17 protein-coding genes and 1 pseudogene are annotated in these 15,984 nt (G+C 64.1%); 10 read left to right on the forward strand and 8 right to left on the reverse strand.

The features are described from left to right. Window positions 1-320 precede the first annotated feature (320 nt). Window positions 321-1,247: a methyltransferase domain-containing protein gene (locus tag E4L98_RS09665; RefSeq protein WP_135201382.1), complete on the reverse strand. Its 927-nt coding sequence runs from the start codon at window positions 1,245-1,247 to the stop codon at window positions 321-323. A 96-nt stretch (window positions 1,248-1,343) separates the two neighbouring features. On the opposite strand from E4L98_RS09665, the gene E4L98_RS09670 reads away from it, so the two are divergent. After that, complete coding sequence (locus E4L98_RS09670; RefSeq protein WP_135201342.1) at window positions 1,344-2,216, forward strand: ComFC family protein; 873 nt, start codon at window positions 1,344-1,346, stop codon at window positions 2,214-2,216. Between the two features lie 15 nt (window positions 2,217-2,231). Beyond that, window positions 2,232-2,702, forward strand: coding sequence for a tRNA (uridine(34)/cytosine(34)/5-carboxymethylaminomethyluridine(34)-2'-O)-methyltransferase TrmL (trmL, locus tag E4L98_RS09675; RefSeq protein ID WP_135201343.1), 471 nt, complete (start codon window positions 2,232-2,234; stop codon window positions 2,700-2,702). Between the two features lie 54 nt (window positions 2,703-2,756). On the opposite strand, the pseudogene E4L98_RS09680 reads toward trmL, so the two are convergent. From E4L98_RS09680 to E4L98_RS09700, 5 genes and pseudogenes are all read right to left on the reverse strand, one after another. Beyond that, window positions 2,757-3,680 (reverse strand): annotated as a pseudogene (locus tag E4L98_RS09680) (DMT family transporter); the annotation flags it as partial. A gap of 61 nt (window positions 3,681-3,741) precedes the next feature. Then, window positions 3,742-4,479 carry an AraC family transcriptional regulator gene (locus tag E4L98_RS09685; RefSeq protein WP_135201344.1) on the reverse strand — a complete coding sequence of 246 codons (738 nt, stop codon included), beginning with the start codon at window positions 4,477-4,479 and terminating at the stop codon, window positions 3,742-3,744. Between the two features lie 72 nt (window positions 4,480-4,551). Further along, entirely contained in the window at window positions 4,552-4,836 is a 285-nt protein-coding gene (locus tag E4L98_RS09690; protein ID WP_135201345.1) for a hypothetical protein, read from the reverse strand. Next, window positions 4,833-5,315 (reverse strand): D-glycero-beta-D-manno-heptose 1-phosphate adenylyltransferase, encoded by a 483-nt coding sequence (gene rfaE2, locus E4L98_RS09695; protein ID WP_135201346.1) that lies wholly within the window; start codon window positions 5,313-5,315, stop codon window positions 4,833-4,835. The genes E4L98_RS09690 and rfaE2 overlap by 4 nt, the downstream gene beginning before the upstream one ends. 7 nt (window positions 5,316-5,322) lie before the next feature. Beyond that, on the reverse strand, window positions 5,323-6,495 hold the full coding sequence (locus E4L98_RS09700) for a PilT/PilU family type 4a pilus ATPase (RefSeq protein ID WP_135201347.1): 1,173 nt from the start codon (window positions 6,493-6,495) through the stop codon (window positions 5,323-5,325). A 109-nt stretch (window positions 6,496-6,604) separates the two neighbouring features. Here E4L98_RS09700 and E4L98_RS09705 point away from each other — a divergent pair, with 109 nt between their 5' ends. The 5 genes from E4L98_RS09705 to E4L98_RS09725 all read left to right on the forward strand — a co-directional run bounded on the left by E4L98_RS09705 (window position 6,605) and on the right by E4L98_RS09725 (window position 11,582). Continuing rightward, window positions 6,605-7,540: a hydrogen peroxide-inducible genes activator gene (locus E4L98_RS09705; RefSeq protein ID WP_135201348.1), complete on the forward strand. Its 936-nt coding sequence runs from the start codon at window positions 6,605-6,607 to the stop codon at window positions 7,538-7,540. Window positions 7,541-7,609: 69 nt separating this feature from the next. Further along, window positions 7,610-8,464 (forward strand): 4-hydroxybenzoate octaprenyltransferase, encoded by an 855-nt coding sequence (gene ubiA, locus E4L98_RS09710; protein ID WP_135201349.1) that lies wholly within the window; start codon window positions 7,610-7,612, stop codon window positions 8,462-8,464. A gap of 86 nt (window positions 8,465-8,550) precedes the next feature. Further along, window positions 8,551-8,901 (forward strand): ElaB/YgaM/YqjD family protein, encoded by a 351-nt coding sequence (locus E4L98_RS09715; protein ID WP_135201350.1) that lies wholly within the window; start codon window positions 8,551-8,553, stop codon window positions 8,899-8,901. Window positions 8,902-9,240: 339 nt separating this feature from the next. Continuing rightward, entirely contained in the window at window positions 9,241-10,464 is a 1,224-nt protein-coding gene (locus E4L98_RS09720) for a parallel beta-helix domain-containing protein (protein WP_229257333.1), read from the forward strand. Continuing rightward, window positions 10,461-11,582 carry an SO2930 family diheme c-type cytochrome gene (locus E4L98_RS09725; protein WP_135201352.1) on the forward strand — a complete coding sequence of 374 codons (1,122 nt, stop codon included), beginning with the start codon at window positions 10,461-10,463 and terminating at the stop codon, window positions 11,580-11,582. The genes E4L98_RS09720 and E4L98_RS09725 overlap by 4 nt, the downstream gene beginning before the upstream one ends. On the opposite strand, the gene proC is transcribed toward E4L98_RS09725, so the two are convergent. Next, complete coding sequence (gene proC / locus E4L98_RS09730) at window positions 11,579-12,403, reverse strand: pyrroline-5-carboxylate reductase (RefSeq protein WP_135201353.1); 825 nt, start codon at window positions 12,401-12,403, stop codon at window positions 11,579-11,581. The genes E4L98_RS09725 and proC overlap by 4 nt on opposite strands. A gap of 2 nt (window positions 12,404-12,405) precedes the next feature. Beyond that, window positions 12,406-13,110, reverse strand: coding sequence for a YggS family pyridoxal phosphate-dependent enzyme (locus tag E4L98_RS09735; protein ID WP_135201354.1), 705 nt, complete (start codon window positions 13,108-13,110; stop codon window positions 12,406-12,408). A gap of 71 nt (window positions 13,111-13,181) precedes the next feature. Between E4L98_RS09735 and E4L98_RS09740 the strand changes: the two genes are divergently transcribed. From E4L98_RS09740 to E4L98_RS09750, 3 genes are all read left to right on the forward strand, one after another. Beyond that, window positions 13,182-14,225, forward strand: coding sequence for a type IV pilus twitching motility protein PilT (locus tag E4L98_RS09740; protein ID WP_135201355.1), 1,044 nt, complete (start codon window positions 13,182-13,184; stop codon window positions 14,223-14,225). Window positions 14,226-14,344: 119 nt separating this feature from the next. Next, window positions 14,345-15,481 (forward strand): PilT/PilU family type 4a pilus ATPase, encoded by a 1,137-nt coding sequence (locus E4L98_RS09745; RefSeq protein WP_135201356.1) that lies wholly within the window; start codon window positions 14,345-14,347, stop codon window positions 15,479-15,481. Next, window positions 15,481-15,966, forward strand: coding sequence for a glutathione peroxidase (locus E4L98_RS09750; protein ID WP_135201357.1), 486 nt, complete (start codon window positions 15,481-15,483; stop codon window positions 15,964-15,966). The genes E4L98_RS09745 and E4L98_RS09750 overlap by 1 nt, the downstream gene beginning before the upstream one ends. The last annotated feature ends 18 nt before the right edge of the window (window positions 15,967-15,984 follow it).

A 15,984-nucleotide genomic window follows, 5' to 3' on the forward strand; every position in this document is an offset into this window, starting at 1 on the left:
AAGAAATTAAAATATTTTTTAACGTCTTAACCGGCTATCGGTGAACTGAACCGGCGACGCTCCTTAAACACACCCCACCCCGGCCGCCGCAACCTTCCGCGGAACAATACCGACGCTTGATTCTGCTTAATTCAACTGCTCGTTCGTGCTCGATGTAACCTGAGTTTGCCGGAGGTCGCTGTTTTGTGGCTGGCGACGTGACATGCTGGCAAAGTTAGTGATTGATTATATAGAACAAAAACGTAGCACATCAAGAAATAAACTATTTCGCAACTGTGTTGTTGCCACGGGCTCTACGCCGCATGGCAACATGAAATCCACTACGACTGCGGCTTGCGCGGCGGATCGAAACGGATGATCGCTTCGCCCTTTGAAGTGACTTTCGGCGCCGGCCGGAACGCATGCCCGTAGATAACTTCGAAGCTCAGCCCCAGTTTGCCGTCACTGCGACGGCCGCGTTCGAGCGCGTCCAGCATGCGCTGCCAGGCCGCCTTGCCCATCATGCTGCGACGCAGCGTGGCGAGCGGATTTCCGCCCAGCGCGCGTACGTCGGCCAACAACGCTTTCGGCGTCTCGTAGGTCACGGTGATGGTTTCCATATCCAGCACCGGCGTCGAAAAGCCGGCCTCGACCAGTTGATCGCCGAAATCATGCATATCGACAAATGGCAGCACATGCTGCGCCAGATCGGCCTCGGCGAACGCCGCGCGCAGCTCGCGCAGGGTATCGGGGCCGAAGCAGGAAAACATCAGCAAACTATTGACGCGCAACACCCGGCGCCACTCGGCAAACACGCGGTCCGGCTGAGGATGCCAGTGCAGGGCCAGGTTCGACCAGACCAGATCCAGCGTATTCGGTCCCAGCGGCAACTCGGCAAAATCCGCGCACAGCAGATCGACGCCGCTCTTGGCAGGCAACAACTTGCTCAACAACTGATTCAGCGAAGATTGCCTGGCAGACGGTCCCTGGGCGGCGCGCAGCATGGCTTCGGCCCCGTCGAGGCCCAGAATCTGGGCTGCGGGATACAATTTTTGTAACAGCGGCAAATCGGCGCCTGTGCCGCAGCCGGCGTCCAAAACGCGCGAAGGCGTTATTTTAATCAATTCCAGCCGGTCGAACATGCGCGAAGATACCTCGCGGCGCAGAAAATCGGCGGCCTGCACCCGATCCGGGCGCGAAAACAGCTGACGGACGCGCTCCAGATCGATGGGCGCGCTGAGTTTGGGGGGATGAGCGGGGACTTCCATGGTAAACAGTCGTTGTAATGCGATAATGTCGGCAGTGTACATGGTAGAACGCCATCGCGATGCAAGCCGGCCGATTTTAACGGGCGAAAGCATGGCATGAATGGCAAGATAAAGCCACCGGCAACCCTGCGCGCGCTGCTGCAACGCGGCGGTGCGCGCCTGCTGCGCCACCTGCTGCCTGGCGCCTGCGCCCTGTGCGGCGGCGACAGCGACGAAGCGCTCTGCCCCGGCTGCGCCGCCCAGTTCTTCGGCGCCGCCGCCCTGCGCCCGCGCTGCCCCCGCTGCGCCAACCCCACATCGGGGTCAGAGCCGACTTTCGGACACGAGCCCGGCGCTACTCCGGGGTCAGGTCTTTCATTGCGTCACGAGCTCGACGCTGGTTCGGGGTCAGGTCCGGCATTTGGACACGGGTCCGGCAGCAGCGGCCCGCTGTGCGGCGTTTGTCTGGCCGATCCGCCGGCCTACGACCGCACGCTGGTGGCGACCGATTACGCCATGCCGGTCGATCAGTTGGTGTTGCAGTTAAAATTCGCCCATCGGCTGGCGCTGGCGCCGCTGATGGCCCGTTTGTTGCGCGATGCCGTGCTGCTGCAGCCGGACTTCACCCTGCCGGCCGTACTCTGCCCGGTGCCGCTGGGTCCGCAACGCCTGGCCGAGCGCGGCTACAACCAGGCGCTGGAGATCGCCCGGCCGCTGGCGCGCAGCATGGGCGTGCGGCTGGAAGCCAGGCTGATCAGCCGCGTACACGACACCGCCGCCCAGAGCAGCGTCGCGCCCGAGCAACGCCGGCATAACATCGCCGGCGCCTTCGCCATCCGCGACGCGGCGCTGGTGGCAGGCCGCCACATCGGCATCGTCGACGACGTGATGACCAGCGGCGGCACCCTGAATGAACTGGCGTCCGTATTGAAACGCCATGGCGCGGCGCGCGTGAGCAACCTGGTGTTTGCCCGCACGCCGCCACACTGATTTAAAGGAGAGCAAATGTTCCACGTAGTCCTGGTCCACCCGGAAATCCCGCCGAACACCGGCAACGTCATCCGCTTGTGCGCCAACACCGGCGCGCAGCTGCATCTGATCGAGCCGCTCGGCTTCCCGCTGGAAGACGCCAGGATGAAGCGTGCCGGGCTCGACTACCACGAGTACGCCCAGATGAAGGTGCACAAGGACTGGGACGCCTTCCTGGCCGCTCTGCAGCCGGACCCGGCGCGCATGTTTGCCATGACCACCCACGGCTCGTCACCGTTCGCGCAATGCAGCTTCCAGCCGGGCGACGTGTTCGTGTTCGGTTCCGAGACCAGCGGCTTGCCGGTGCCCTTGCGCGAGAGCTTCCCGCCGTCCCAGCGCATCCGCCTGCCGATGCGCCCGGACAACCGCAGCCTGAACCTGTCCAACACCGTCGCCGTGGTGGTGTTCGAGGCGTGGCGCCAGAATGGCTACGCTGGCGGCGCCTGAGCCGATGCGTTCGTCCTGGGCCTGGCCCTGCCGATGTTCGCCCGCTGAGCCTGCGGCATGCCGCCAGACGGAGCCGGCCACACCGGCAATCAGCAACACGATTGCCGCTGTTTCCAGAAGGCGCGGCGTGCGCTGCTGGTACAGGTAACCGTATAACAAGCCGAACAGGGTTTCGAACAGCAACAGCTGACCGGACAACGTCACCGGCACGCGGCGGCTGGTGACATTCCACAGCTGGTTGCCGATCACCGAGGCGCCCAGCGCCACCACCGTGACCACGCTCCAGAAATGCAGCCAGTCGCGCACCGCGCCGTCCGAGTCCGGCCCGCCCGCCCAGCCGGCAGCGCAGGCCGCCAAGCCCAGCACGACCGCCACCGCGCCGGTGGCGATGCCATACAGCCCTGACCACTCCGCTCCACTAAAATGCGGGTTGCGCTTGAGGAAGCGCGCATTGTCGACCGCGTACCAGGTCCAGCACAGCAGCGCGCCGGTCGCGCACAGCATGCCCAGCGCGGCCATCGGCCAGGCCTGCGCGCCGGCGGCGCGGGCGTGCGTGAACACGTCCACATTGATGCAAACGATGCCCGCCACCACCAGCGACAGCGGCCACGCCAGCTGCCGCAAGGGCAGCGATCCGTGGTCGCGCCGTCCCAGCAGGGTGACGCTCAAGGGCAGCAAGCCGATGATCAGCGACGCCGCCGCCACGCCAGCCAGCTGCACGCCGGTCGAGAGCAACAGGTAATACACAATGTTGCCCGCCAGCGCGTGCCGCAGCAACACCCGGCATTCCGCCCGCGTCAGCCGGCGCAGCAGGCCAGGCAGACGTGGCGCCAGCAACAGCAAGGTAATCAGCCCATAGGCCAGATAACGTCCCAGCGCCAGCTCGACCGGCGAAAACGCCGCCAGCCATTTCGGCATCACGAAAATCATGCCCCAGAACGCCCCGGCCGCCAGGCCGCACAACACGCCATACCCCATCCCTGCCTCCTTTCGAGAAGGCTTATTCTGGCGGCGCGCGGCCGCCCAGGATTGTGCGGAACTAGCGGATTTTTGTCTGATTCTGCTTGCGGTACGCCAGCGGGGTGATGTCCATGGCGCGGCGCATGGCGTGCGTCAGTGCGCTCTGGTCGGCGTAGCCGGCCTGGATCGCCAATTGCGCGATCGGCACGCTCGATTCCGCCAGTTGACGGCACACCCAGCGCAGCCGCATGGCGTTCAGCCAGGCCAGCGGCGTGGTGTCGAGCTCGTCGCGGAACACGCGGTGCAGGCTGCTGACGCTCATGCAGGCGAGCTTGGCCATGCTGTCGGTGTGCCAGGGCTGGCCCGGCTGGGCCTCGATGCGCGTCAGCGCCACCTGCAGGCGCGAGGCGGGACGGACCGGCTGCGCCGTCAGCGCTTCCAGCAACAGCGGCGTCCAGTTAGCCAGCACCTCGGGACTGGCCAGACCCTGCCGCCGCATCAGGCCGATGAAATCGACCAGCTTGGCGCTGGCCGCGCTGATGGCGGTGAAAGGCCGCTCGGCCAGCCTGGCGACAGTCTCGGCCGGCACCGTCGTCAGGTCGAAATCCAGGATCACCGACACATTCGGCTGACGCGAAAACTGCGTGTGCACCAGCCCCGGCGCGATGAACGCCGCGCGCAGCGGATGCAGCACATCGCCGCAGCCATCGATGTCCAGCGTCAGCGCGCCGCTGAGCGGCAGCACCATCTGCGCGTGGTCGTGCGCATCCGAGAACGGATCGCCATAGCTGCGCAGGTCGATTTCAGGAGAGCCCATGCCGCGCAGTGTACCGCTAAAGCCCAGCTCGTGTCCGAATGTCGGCTCTGACCCCGACTGCCGACTCCGGCGCTAGCGGGCCGTCCAGGCGGCCACGGCCGCCAGCAGGCCGGCGCCCAGCAGGCCGACGGCGATGGTGCTGCCGGCCATGATGGCGGCCGGGTTTGGGACACCGAACACTTCGGCCGTGAAGGCCAGCACCACCGCCACCAGCAGCTGCGCCGGCAGCACGAAGCGCAGGTGGCGGAAGGCCCACGGGTTGTCGCGCAGCCAGAATTTGCGCGCCACCATCAGCGGCGGGCCCCACAGCGCCAGCAGAAAGACCAGCACCGCCACCAGGATCAGCAGGATTCTCATGCCTTGAACGAGCGGACTCTGGCCAGCAGCTTGGTGGTCGAGCGGTCGTGCTCGAAGTCGATCGCCACCGCTTCGCCGCCATACGCCAGCACCGCCTGCCCCTCGGGAATGGCGTCCATCCGGTAGTCGCCGCCCTTGGCGTAGATCTCGGGACGCGCTTCCTGTACTACTTGCAGCGCAGTGTCTTCGTCGAAGTCGACCACCAAGCTGACCGATTCCAGCGCGGCCAGCACGGCCATGCGGTCGGCGCAGCTGTTGAGCGGCCGGTCGTCGCCCTTGCCTAAACGTTTAACCGAGGCGTCGGTGTTGGCCGCCACCACCAGCGCGGCGCCCAGCGCGCGGGCCTGCGCCAGGTAGGTGACATGGCCGCGGTGCAGGATGTCGAATACGCCGTTGGTCAGCACCACCGGCTTGGGCAGCGCCGCCACGCGCGCCGCCAGTTCGGCCCGGGTGCAGATCTTGTCTTCAAATTGAGGCATGGGTTCCTTATGTCTTGGGTTCGTCGTCTTCCGGTCCGGCTGCGATGCTCAGCGAGTCCAGCGCGCCGCGTCCCGGCTCGCCGCGCCCGCTGTGCAGTTTGATCTGCAGCCGCAGGCCGTTGGCCGAGTCGGCATTGCGCAGCGCCTCCTCGTACGAGATGTAGCCCTTATTATAGAGTTCATACAGCGCCTGGTCGAAGGTGCACATGCCCAGCTCGCGCGACTTGTGCATGATTTCCTTGATGGTCTGGAAGCTGCCCTTGAAGATCATCTCGGCGATCGTCGGCGTGTTCAGCAGGATTTCGATCGCGGCCTTGCGGCCCTTGCCGTCCTCGGTGCGGATCAGCCGCTGCGAGACGATGGCACGCAGATTCGACGACAAATCCATCAGCAGCTGGTTGCGCCGCTCCTCGGGGAAGAAGTTGATGATGCGGTCCATGGTCTGGTTGGCGTTGTTCGCGTGCAGCGTGCCCAGGCACAGGTGGCCGGTCTCGGCGAAGGCGATCGCGTGTTCCATGGTTTCGGTGTCGCGGATCTCGCCGATCAGGATCACGTCCGGCGCCTGGCGCAGCGTGTTCTTCAGGGCGTTGTGCCAGGACCGCGTATCGACACCGACCTCGCGGTGGGTGATCAGGCAGCCCTTGTTCTTGTGCACGTATTCGACCGGGTCTTCCACCGTGATGATGTGGCCGGCCGAATTGGCGTTGCGGTGGTCGATCATCGCCGCCAGCGTGGTCGATTTGCCGGAACCGGTGCCGCCCACCACCAGCACCAGGCCGCGCTTGCTCATGATGATGTCCTTCAGCACCTCGGGCAGTGCCAGCTTTTCCAGCGTCGGAATCTCGGAGGCGATGGTGCGGATCACCATCGCCACGTTCTGCTGCTGCACGTAGACGTTGACGCGGAAGCGGCACACTTCCGGCATCGCGATGGCAAAGTTACATTCCAGCTCAGTCTCGAACTCGCGCTGCTGCTTGTCGTTCATGATCGACAGCGCCAGTGCGCGTGTGACACTACCGGTCAGCTTCTGCTGGCTCAGCGCCTTCATCGTGCCCTGCGCCTTCATGCTGGGCGGGAAATCCGCGGAAATGAACAAATCCGAGCCGCCGCTGTGATGCATCACTTTCAGCAGCTTGTGCAGATAGGCTTGGGCTTCTTCGGGACCGAATGTGGAGGACATGGCTGGCCTTTCGGGGTTACGCTGCATTATATCGACACCATTCCGCTACAATAGCCCAAGTTGCGACACATTCATTGCATCCCAGCATCGGGTGTGTTCAAATACCTTCATGACTCTGACCGAACTGAAATACATAGTGGCCGTGGCACGGGCGAAACACTTCGGACATGCCGCCGAAGCCTGTTATGTCGCCCAGCCCACGTTGTCGGTCGCCATCAAGAAACTGGAAGACGAGCTGGGCGTTACCCTGTTTGAACGGGGCGGCGCCGAAATTTCCGTCACGCCGCTGGGCGCGCAAATCGTCGCCCAGGCCGAACGCGTGCTGGAACAGACCGCCGCCATCAAGGAATTGGCCAAGCAGAACAAGGATCCGCTGGCCGGGCCGCTGCGGCTGGGGGTGATCTACACCATCGGCCCGTACCTGCTGCCGCCGCTGGTCAAGGGCATGATCGAAAAAGTCCCGCAGATGCCGCTGATCCTGCAGGAAAACTTCACCGTCAAGCTGCTGGAAATGCTGCGCCAGGGCGAGCTCGATGCCGCCATCATGGCGCTGCCGCTGCCGGAACACGGCATGGCCATGCAGGTGCTGTACGACGAGCCGTTCGTGGTGGCCATGCCGTCGCACCACCCCTGGGTCAAGCGCCAGAGCATTCCCGCCGACGACCTCAAGACCGAGAACATGCTGTTGCTGGGTAACGGCCATTGTTTCCGCGACCAGGTGCTGGAAGTGTGTCCCGAGATGGCGCGCTTCTCTTCGCCGGGCAATGGCATGCAGCGCACGTTTGAGGGCTCGTCGCTGGAAACCATCCGTCACATGGTGGCCAGCGGCATCGGCCTGACCGTGCTGCCGCGCGCCTCGGTGCCCGACATGGACGTCAAGGATGGCATGCTGCAGTTCCGTCCGTTCGACGAGCCGGTGCCGTCGCGCCGCGTGGTCATCGTCTGGCGCAAGAGTTTCACCCGCAAGGCCGCCATCGATGCGGTGTGCGACGTGGTCGCCTCGTGCCAGCTGCCGGGCATTACCACCCTGTGCGCCGAAGCCTGAGCCGGCAACTGTGCCAGCGCGGCCAGGATTTGCGATAATCAGCGCTTTCCTGTCACCCCCTGTTGGCATATGAACAAGCTGCAGCTGTATTTCCGCCTGATCCGCCTGGACAAACCCATCGGCACCGTGCTGCTGCTGTGGCCGACCCTGATCGCCCTGTGGATCGCCTCCGACGGCGTGCCGGACTGGCGGCTGCTGCTGATCTTCACGCTCGGCACCTTCCTGATGCGCTCGGCCGGCTGCGCCATCAACGACTATGCCGACCAGGACATTGACAAATTCGTCAAACGGACCGCCCAGCGCCCCATCACCAGCGGCCGCATCAGCGGCAAGGAGGCGGTGGCGATCGCCTTGCTGCTGGCGCTGCTCGCTTTCCTGCTGATCCAGCCGCTCAACACGCTGACCAAGCAGATGTCGGTAGCCGCCCTGATCCTGGCCGGCACCTATCCGTATTTCAAGCGCTTCTTCGCGATCCCGCAGGCGTATCTCGGCATCGCCTTCGGCTTCGGCATCCCGATGGCGTTCGCGGCGGTGCAGAACCAGGTGCCGGCAGTGGCCTGGCTGCTGCTGATCGGCAACGTGTTCTGGACCCTGGCCTACGACACCGAATACGCCATGGTCGACCGCGACGACGACCTCAAGATCGGCATCAAGACCTCGGCCATCACCTTCGGCCGCTACGACGTCGCCATCATCATGCTGTGCTACCTGCTGCACCTGGCGATCCTGCTGGTGTGCGGCTGGCAGATGGGCTTGCGGCTGTGGTTCGTGGCCGGCCTGGTGGCGGCGGCCGGCATGGCCTGCTATCACTACACCCTGATCCGCAACCGCGAACGCGATCCTTGCCTGTACGCCTTCCGGCACAATAATTGGCTGGGCGGCGCGGTGTTTGCCGGTGTTGCGCTCGACTACGCCCTGCGTTGAATTCAATTGAGCGCACGCAAAACGGCATCCTGACCGATACTTACACTGGTTAGTCTCTTTCAACTGTGAACATAGACGAGGTCACCATGGATCAAACCCAAGCCAGTAACGATGCAATTTCCGACACCAAGGCCGCCGCCGGCGCCGCGCGCGACAAGCTGATGGACGGCCTGAAAAGCTCGATCAACGATGCGGAAAAGTGGCTGTCCGACGAAGCCGAGAAGGTTGCCGGCGTCACCGAAGAAACCCGCGCCCGCTTCCAGGACGCGCTGACCACCGCCAAGGGCGACCTGCGCAAGCTGGAAGACAGCATCCTGGCCCACGGCCGCCAGGCCGCCGAGACGGTCAACGTCTATGTCCAGGATAACCCATGGAAATCCGTGGGCCTGGGCGCCGCCGTCGGCATCATCCTCGGCATGCTGATCGCCCGCGACTGATTTCAGGGCCGCAGGCGAACAGGATTTCTTCGCACATGCGGTCCAAAGACATCGCCTGGATTTTCCAGATGTCTTTTCAAACGGCGCGTCGTTCAATCTGTTCGTCAATCGGTAGCGCCCGGGCGTGCGTCAGCAGATTGGTTTACATCACGCCCCTCCATCATAAAAATTCAGTCTAATCCGCCCTCGGCACGATGTGCCGCGCCCCGATCTGAGCTTAAACAAACGCTGCTATCCACGCAAAACATGCTGTTATACTAAATCTTGCCGCTACCTATACAAAAACGGGGAGACAGCAAGATGAACAGAGCAATGCGCGTGCTTGCAGCGTGTGGTGTCATGGCCGTTCTGCTGGCAGCTTGCAGCAAGCAAGACGGTCCGCCCGTTCCGCCGGAAAAGGCCAGCGCCGATGCGGCGTTTCAGAAAAGGCTGCAAGAGCAGCTGCTGGACGCCAAGCCGGGCACGGTGATCGACATCCCGGCCGGCAGCTATCATCTGACCTCCGGCCTGCAACTGCGCGCCGATGGCGTCACCATCCGCGGCGCCGGGCTCGACAAAACCATCCTCTCGTTCAAGGGTCAGGTCAGCGGACCGGAGGGTCTGCTGGTCTACGGTAACAACTTCACCATCGAAAACCTCACCATCGAGGATTCCAAGGGCGACGGCCTGAAGATCAACGATGGCGACACCATCACCGTGCGCAAGGTGCGCGTGCAGTGGACCGGCGGCCCGAAAGTCAGCAACGGCGCCTACGGCATCTATCCGGTGAAGACCAAAAACGTGCTGATCGAAGACAGCGTCGCCATCGGCGCCTCGGACGCCGGCATCTACGTCGGCCAGTCCAACGGCGTGGTGGTGCGGCGCTCGCGCGCGGAGGGCAATGTGGCCGGCATCGAGATCGAGAACACCGTCAATGCCGACGTCTACGACAACACCGCCACCAACAACACCGGCGGCATCCTGGTATTCAACATGCCCAACCTGTCGCAGCCCGGCCACAGCACGCGCGTGTACCAGAACAAGGTCGACAAGAACAACCTCGGCAACTTCGCCGCCAAGGGCACGGCCGTGGCCAGTGTGCCGGCCGGGTCGGGCATCGTCATCAACTCCAACTCCAGGGTGGAGATCTTCGACAACGACGTCAGCGACAACCAGACCGCCAACGTCATCATCTCCAGCTACCACTCGACCGGCTACTACACCGAGAAAGGCGTGGCGGCGAATTACGATCCGTATCCGAAAGCGATCTACGTCTACGGCAACCGCTTCAAGGGCGGCGGCGACGCGCCCGACGGCCTGGATCTGAAAACGCTGAAGGTGGCGATGTACGGCCTGGGCGGCCGCTTCCCCGACGTGCTGTGGGACGGCTATGTCGACAACAAGCTGATGGTCAACGGCAAGCTGCCGGACGACCAGCGCATCTGCGTGCAGGACAACGCCGAGGTGCTCAACGCCGATGGTCCCAACAAGTACAAGAACCCCAGCAAGGACAGCGCGCCGTTCCGCTGCCAGCTGGCCAGGCTGCCGCCGGTGACCATCGCCCAACTCGCCGCCCAGTCATGAGGTCGCTGTTGGGAGCGTTCTGCGCGCTGTGCCTCGCGGCCTGCACGCCAAGCCAGGCGCCGGTCAACTTCATCGCCGACGGCAATCCGGAAAAGCTCAGCGACTGGCACCTGCTGAGCGTGGGCGGCGGCCAGCTGAATCTGAACCGCGACGTGGTGCCATATGACCTGAACACGCCGCTGTTCACCGACTACGCCCACAAGCTGCGTACCATCTGGATGCCCAAGGGTCGGAGCGCCGTCTACCAGGACGACGCCAGCTTCGACTTCCCGGTCGGCACCATCATCAGCAAGACCTTTTACTATCCGCGCTCCGGCGACGGCAACGCGGTGCTGGCCAACTATGACAGCGGCAAGGACGGCGCCAGGCTCGATCTGTCCGGCGTGCGCCTGATCGAAACGCGCCTGCTGGTGCGGCGCGCCGGCGGCTGGATCGCCCTGCCCTATGTGTGGAACGCCGCGCAGACCGAGGCCGTGCTGTCGCGCACCGGCGACCAGATTCCGCTGAACGCGATTTACCAAGACAAAAGCAGCCGCCAGTTCACCTACGTGGTGCCGAACGTGAACCAGTGCGCCTCCTGCCACGTGGCGGACCTGAAATCGCGCCAGTTCCAGCCGATCGGCCTCAAGGCGCGGCATCTGAACCGCGATTACAGCCATGACGGCGTCAGTACCAACCAGCTGGAATACCTGAGCCGTATCGGCTACCTGAGCGGCGCGCCCGCTGCCACGGCCGCGCCGCGCAACGCCGACTGGCGCGACACCACGCAGCCCATCGACGCCCGCGCGCGCGCCTACCTCGACATCAACTGCGCGCACTGCCACAACGACAAGGGTGCGGCCAACACCACCGCGCTGCACCTGAACATGGGCGCGCCGGCCGACCTGCATCTGGGCCTGTGCAAGCCGCCCGTCGCGGCGGGGGCCGGCACCGGCGGGCGCGGTTACGACATCGCGCCGGGCCTGCCGGACGACTCCATCATGCTGTACCGGCTGGACTCCGCCGAACCGGGCATCATGATGCCCGAACTGGGCCGCAGCTCGGTGCACCGCGAAGGCGTGGCGCTGATCCGCACCTGGATCGCCGCCATGAAACAGGGCTGCGACCACAACAGTTAATTGGCGGCGCCCAGCTCGTCGCCGAGCTCCTTGCCGCGGGCGGCGGCCGCCTTCATGGCGGTGACGATGGCCGCCTTGACGCCACTGTCCTCCATGCTGGTCAGCGCCGCATAGGTGGTGCCGCCCTTGGAAGTGACGCGCTCGCGCAGCAGCGGCACCGGCTCGCTCGACTGCGCCGCCAGCTGCGCCGCGCCGTTGAAGGTCGCCAGCGCCAGCTGCCTGCCCTGCTCCGCGCTCAGGCCCATCTCCTCGGCGGCCTGCTGCATCGCCTCGATAAAGTAGAACACATAGGCCGGACCGCTGCCCGATACCGCCGTCACCGCGTCGATCTTCGTTTCGTCGTCCAGCCACACGGTCGGGCCGACCGCGCGCAGGATATCGTCGGCGACCTTGATCTGTTCCTGGCTGACGCCGGCCTGCGCCACCATGCCGGTGATGCCCATGCCGATCAGCGCCGGCGTATTCGGCATGCAGCGCACGATGGCGCCATAGCCGCCCAGCCAGCGCGACAGATCGGCGCTGCGGATGCCGGCCGCGATCGAGACGATCAGCGGCTGGCGCGCGCGGTCGATCAGCGGCAGCAACTGGCCGATCACCTCGTGCATGGCCTGCGGCTTCACCGCCAGCACGATCACATCGGCCGCGCCGACCGCCGCGTCGGCCGCGCCCGAAGTGCTCACGCCGTAATGCTGGTGCAGCCGCGCCAGCGCGTCCGCGTTCGGGTCCACCACGTGGATATTGGCGCCGGCGGTCAGCTTGTTGGCCAGCCCCGCGATCAGGGCGGAAGCCATATTGCCGCCGCCGATAAATGCTATCTTCATACTCAAGCCTTGTTGTAGTTGCGCGCGCCGAAAATGGCGCTGCCGACGCGCACGATGGTGGCGCCCTCGAACACCGCCGCGCGCAGGTCGGCCGACATGCCCATCGACAGCGTATCGAGCGCCAGCCCATCGGCGCGCAATTGTTCATACAAAGCGCGCAGCCGCGCGAACGGTGCGCGCTGCTGCGCGAATTCGCCGGCCGGCTCGGGGATCGCCATCAGGCCGCGCAAACGCAGGTTGGGCAGCGCGGCGACCTTGTGGGCCAGCGCCGCCACTTCATCTGGGGTGACGCCGCTCTTGCTGGCCTCCCCGCTGATATTCACTTGCAGACAGATATTCAGCGGCGCCATGCCGGCCGGGCGCTGCTCCGACAGCCGCTGGGCGATTTTTTCACGTTCGACCGTGTGCACCCAGCTGAAATGCTCGGCGATCGGCCGCGTCTTGTTGCTCTGGATCGGCCCGATGAAATGCCAGTCCAGCGCGGGCGCGCCGGCCCGCTGCACGGCGCCGATCTTGTCCAGCGCTTCCTGCAGATAGTTCTCGCCGAAGGCGCGCTGGCCGGCCGCCACCGCCTCCAGCACCGCCTCCGGCCCGAAGGTCTTGGACACGGCCAGCAGCTGCACCGATTCGGGGCTCCTGCCTGATTCTTGTGCAGTGGCAATAATAGTCGCGGTGATGGCTTGCAAGTTCTGGCGAATCGGGGACATAATCATCGAGTAAGGATCGTTATAACAGGCCACATATACAGGTCAAACCCAGCTGGGCACAGGGATTATAAATGGACATTTCCGAACTACTCGCATTCTCCGTCAAGAACAAGGCCTCGGACCTGCACCTGTCCGCCGGGCTGCCGCCGATGATACGGGTGCACGGCGACGTGCGCCGCATCAACCTGCCGCCGCTGGAGCACAAGGACGTGCACGGCATGATCTATGACATCATGAACGACGGTCAGCGCAAGGCCTACGAAGAAATGCTGGAAGTGGACTTCTCGTTCGCGATCCCGGGCCTGGCGCGCTTCCGCGTCAACGCCTACAACCAGGAACGCGGCGCCTCGGCCGTGCTGCGCACCATTCCGTCCAAGATCCTCAGCCTGGAAGACCTCAACGCGCCCAAGATCTTTGCCGAGCTGGCGCTCAAGCCGCGCGGCCTGGTGCTGGTGACCGGCCCCACCGGCTCCGGCAAATCGACCACGCTGGCGGCCATGGTCAACCACCTCAACGAAAACGAGTACGGCCACATCCTGACGATCGAAGACCCGATCGAATTCGTCCACGACTCCAAGAAATGCCTGATCAACCAGCGCGAAGTCGGGCCGCACACGCTGTCGTTCAACAACGCGCTGCGTTCGGCGCTGCGCGAAGACCCGGACTGCATCCTGGTGGGCGAGCTGCGCGATCTGGAAACCATCCGCCTGGCCTTGTCGGCGGCGGAAACCGGCCACCTGGTGTTCGGCACGCTGCACACCTCCTCGGCCGCCAAGACCATCGACCGCATCGTCGACGTATTCCCTGCTGATGAGAAGGAAATGGTGCGCGCCATGCTGTCGGAATCGCTGCAGGCGGTGATCTCGCAGACCCTGTTGAAAACCAAGGACGGCAGCGGCCGCGTCGCGGCACACGAAATCATGATCGCCACCCCGGCGATCCGCAACCTGATCCGCGAAGCGAAAGTGGCCCAGATGTACTCGGCGATCCAGACCGGCAGCAGCGTCGGCATGCAGACCCTGGACCAGAACCTGACCGACCTGGTGCGGCGCAACGTGATCAGCGCCGCCAGCGCCCGCAGCGCCGCCAAGTCGCCCGAAAACTTCCCCGGCTAAACGCCGCGGGCAAACTCCGGGGTCAGGTCTTTCATTGCGTCACGAGCTCTGCCGTAGTGAGCCCTACGGCAGAGCTCGTGACGCAATGAAAGACCTGACCCCGAATTGAAGGATTTATGATGGAACGCGATCAGGCCTCCAAATTCATGTTCGACCTGCTGCGCCTGATGGTGGCCAAGAAGGGCTCGGACTTGTTCATCACTTCCGGCTTCCCGCCGGCGATCAAGATCGACGGCAAGATGACGCCGGTCTCGGCCCAGGTGCTCACGCCCGGCCATACCAGCGACCTGGCCCGCTCGATCATGAACGACAAGCAGGCCGCCGCGTTCGAACTCACCAAGGAATCCAACTTCGCCATCAGCCCCGGCGACATCGGCCGCTTCCGCGTGTCGGCGTTTCAGCAGATGGGCTCGGTCGGCATGGTATTGCGCACCATTAACAGCGACATCCCCAAGCTCGACGAGCTCGGCCTGCCCGCGGTGCTGAAAGAGGTGATCATGGCCAAGCGCGGCCTGGTGATCATGGTCGGCGCCACCGGCTCCGGCAAGTCGACCACGCTGGCCGCCATGGTCGGTTACCGCAACGAGCACAGCTACGGCCACATCATCACCATCGAGGACCCGGTCGAATTCGTCCATCCGCACAAGAACTGCATCGTCACCCAGCGCGAGGTCGGCGTCGATACCGAGGACTGGGAAGTGGCGCTGAAAAACACGCTGCGCCAGGCGCCGGACGTGATCCAGATCGGCGAGATCCGCGACCGCCAGACCATGGACCACGCCATCGCCTTCGCCGAAACCGGCCACCTGTGCCTGGCCACCTTGCACGCCAACAGCGCCAACCAGGCGCTCGACCGCATCATCAATTTCTTCCCGGAGGAGCGCCGCCAGCAGCTGCTGATGGATTTATCGCTCAACCTGAAGGGCATGATCTCGCAGCGCCTGATTCCGAAGAAGGAATCCAAGGGTCGCGTGGTCGCCATTGAAATCATGTTAAATTCACCACTGATTTCGGACCTGATCTTCAAGGGCGAAGTCCACGAGATCAAGGAGCTGATGAAGAAATCGCGCGAACTGGGCATGCAGACCTTCGACCAGTCGCTGTTCGATCTGCATGAGGCAGACCTGATTACGTACGAAGACGCGCTGCGCAACGCCGACTCGGTCAACGATCTGCGCCTGGCCATCAAGCTGGAAGGCAAGGCCGCCAAGAACCGCGATCTGAGCGCCGGCACTGAACATTTGGGATTAATCTGATGAGCACTATCTTCGATATCACCGCCGACAGCCTGTCCGGCCAACCGGTCGACCTGGCCCAGTACAAGGGCAAGGTCCTCCTGATCGTCAACACCGCCAGCAAGTGCGGCTTCACACCGCAGTACAAGGGGCTGGAGGCGGTGTACCAGCAATTCAAGGAGCGCGGCGTGGAAGTGCTGGGCTTCCCCTGCAACCAGTTCGGCGCGCAGGAGCCGGGCGACGCCGCCGAAATCGGCGCCTTCTGCGAAAAGAACTACGGCGTCACCTTCCCCATGTTCGCCAAGGTCGACGTCAACGGCGACCACGCCCATCCGCTGTTCCAGAAGCTGAAGAAGGATGCGCCGGGCATCCTCGGCACCGAAGGCATCAAGTGGAACTTCACCAAATTCCTGATCCGCAAGGACGGTACGGTGTACAACCGCTACGCTCCAGCCACCAAGCCAGAGGAACTGATACAGGACATCGAAAAACTGCTGGCTGAATAATGTCCTGGCTGGGGAAAC

It is taken from the genome of Duganella callida (assembly GCF_004614165.1).
In the GTDB taxonomy this organism is placed as follows: Bacteria; Pseudomonadota; Gammaproteobacteria; order Burkholderiales; family Burkholderiaceae_D; genus Rugamonas; species Rugamonas callida.

What these genes read in the sequence shown, in the direction of transcription:
- E4L98_RS09665 (WP_135201382.1), bottom strand. Translation starts at nt 1,247, where the DNA reads ATGGAAGTCCCCGCTCATCCCCCCAAACTCAGCGCGCCCATCGATCTG.
- E4L98_RS09670 (WP_135201342.1), top strand. Translation starts at nt 1,344, where the DNA reads ATGAATGGCAAGATAAAGCCACCGGCAACCCTGCGCGCGCTGCTGCAA.
- trmL (WP_135201343.1), top strand. Translation starts at nt 2,232, where the DNA reads ATGTTCCACGTAGTCCTGGTCCACCCGGAAATCCCGCCGAACACCGGC.
- E4L98_RS09685 (WP_135201344.1), bottom strand. Translation starts at nt 4,479, where the DNA reads ATGGGCTCTCCTGAAATCGACCTGCGCAGCTATGGCGATCCGTTCTCG.
- E4L98_RS09690 (WP_135201345.1), bottom strand. Translation starts at nt 4,836, where the DNA reads ATGAGAATCCTGCTGATCCTGGTGGCGGTGCTGGTCTTTCTGCTGGCG.
- rfaE2 (WP_135201346.1), bottom strand. Translation starts at nt 5,315, where the DNA reads ATGCCTCAATTTGAAGACAAGATCTGCACCCGGGCCGAACTGGCGGCG.
- E4L98_RS09700 (WP_135201347.1), bottom strand. Translation starts at nt 6,495, where the DNA reads ATGTCCTCCACATTCGGTCCCGAAGAAGCCCAAGCCTATCTGCACAAG.
- E4L98_RS09705 (WP_135201348.1), top strand. Translation starts at nt 6,605, where the DNA reads ATGACTCTGACCGAACTGAAATACATAGTGGCCGTGGCACGGGCGAAA.
- ubiA (WP_135201349.1), top strand. Translation starts at nt 7,610, where the DNA reads ATGAACAAGCTGCAGCTGTATTTCCGCCTGATCCGCCTGGACAAACCC.
- E4L98_RS09715 (WP_135201350.1), top strand. Translation starts at nt 8,551, where the DNA reads ATGGATCAAACCCAAGCCAGTAACGATGCAATTTCCGACACCAAGGCC.
- E4L98_RS09720 (WP_229257333.1), top strand. Translation starts at nt 9,241, where the DNA reads ATGGCCGTTCTGCTGGCAGCTTGCAGCAAGCAAGACGGTCCGCCCGTT.
- E4L98_RS09725 (WP_135201352.1), top strand. Translation starts at nt 10,461, where the DNA reads ATGAGGTCGCTGTTGGGAGCGTTCTGCGCGCTGTGCCTCGCGGCCTGC.
- proC (WP_135201353.1), bottom strand. Translation starts at nt 12,403, where the DNA reads ATGAAGATAGCATTTATCGGCGGCGGCAATATGGCTTCCGCCCTGATC.
- E4L98_RS09735 (WP_135201354.1), bottom strand. Translation starts at nt 13,110, where the DNA reads ATGTCCCCGATTCGCCAGAACTTGCAAGCCATCACCGCGACTATTATT.
- E4L98_RS09740 (WP_135201355.1), top strand. Translation starts at nt 13,182, where the DNA reads ATGGACATTTCCGAACTACTCGCATTCTCCGTCAAGAACAAGGCCTCG.
- E4L98_RS09745 (WP_135201356.1), top strand. Translation starts at nt 14,345, where the DNA reads ATGGAACGCGATCAGGCCTCCAAATTCATGTTCGACCTGCTGCGCCTG.
- E4L98_RS09750 (WP_135201357.1), top strand. Translation starts at nt 15,481, where the DNA reads ATGAGCACTATCTTCGATATCACCGCCGACAGCCTGTCCGGCCAACCG.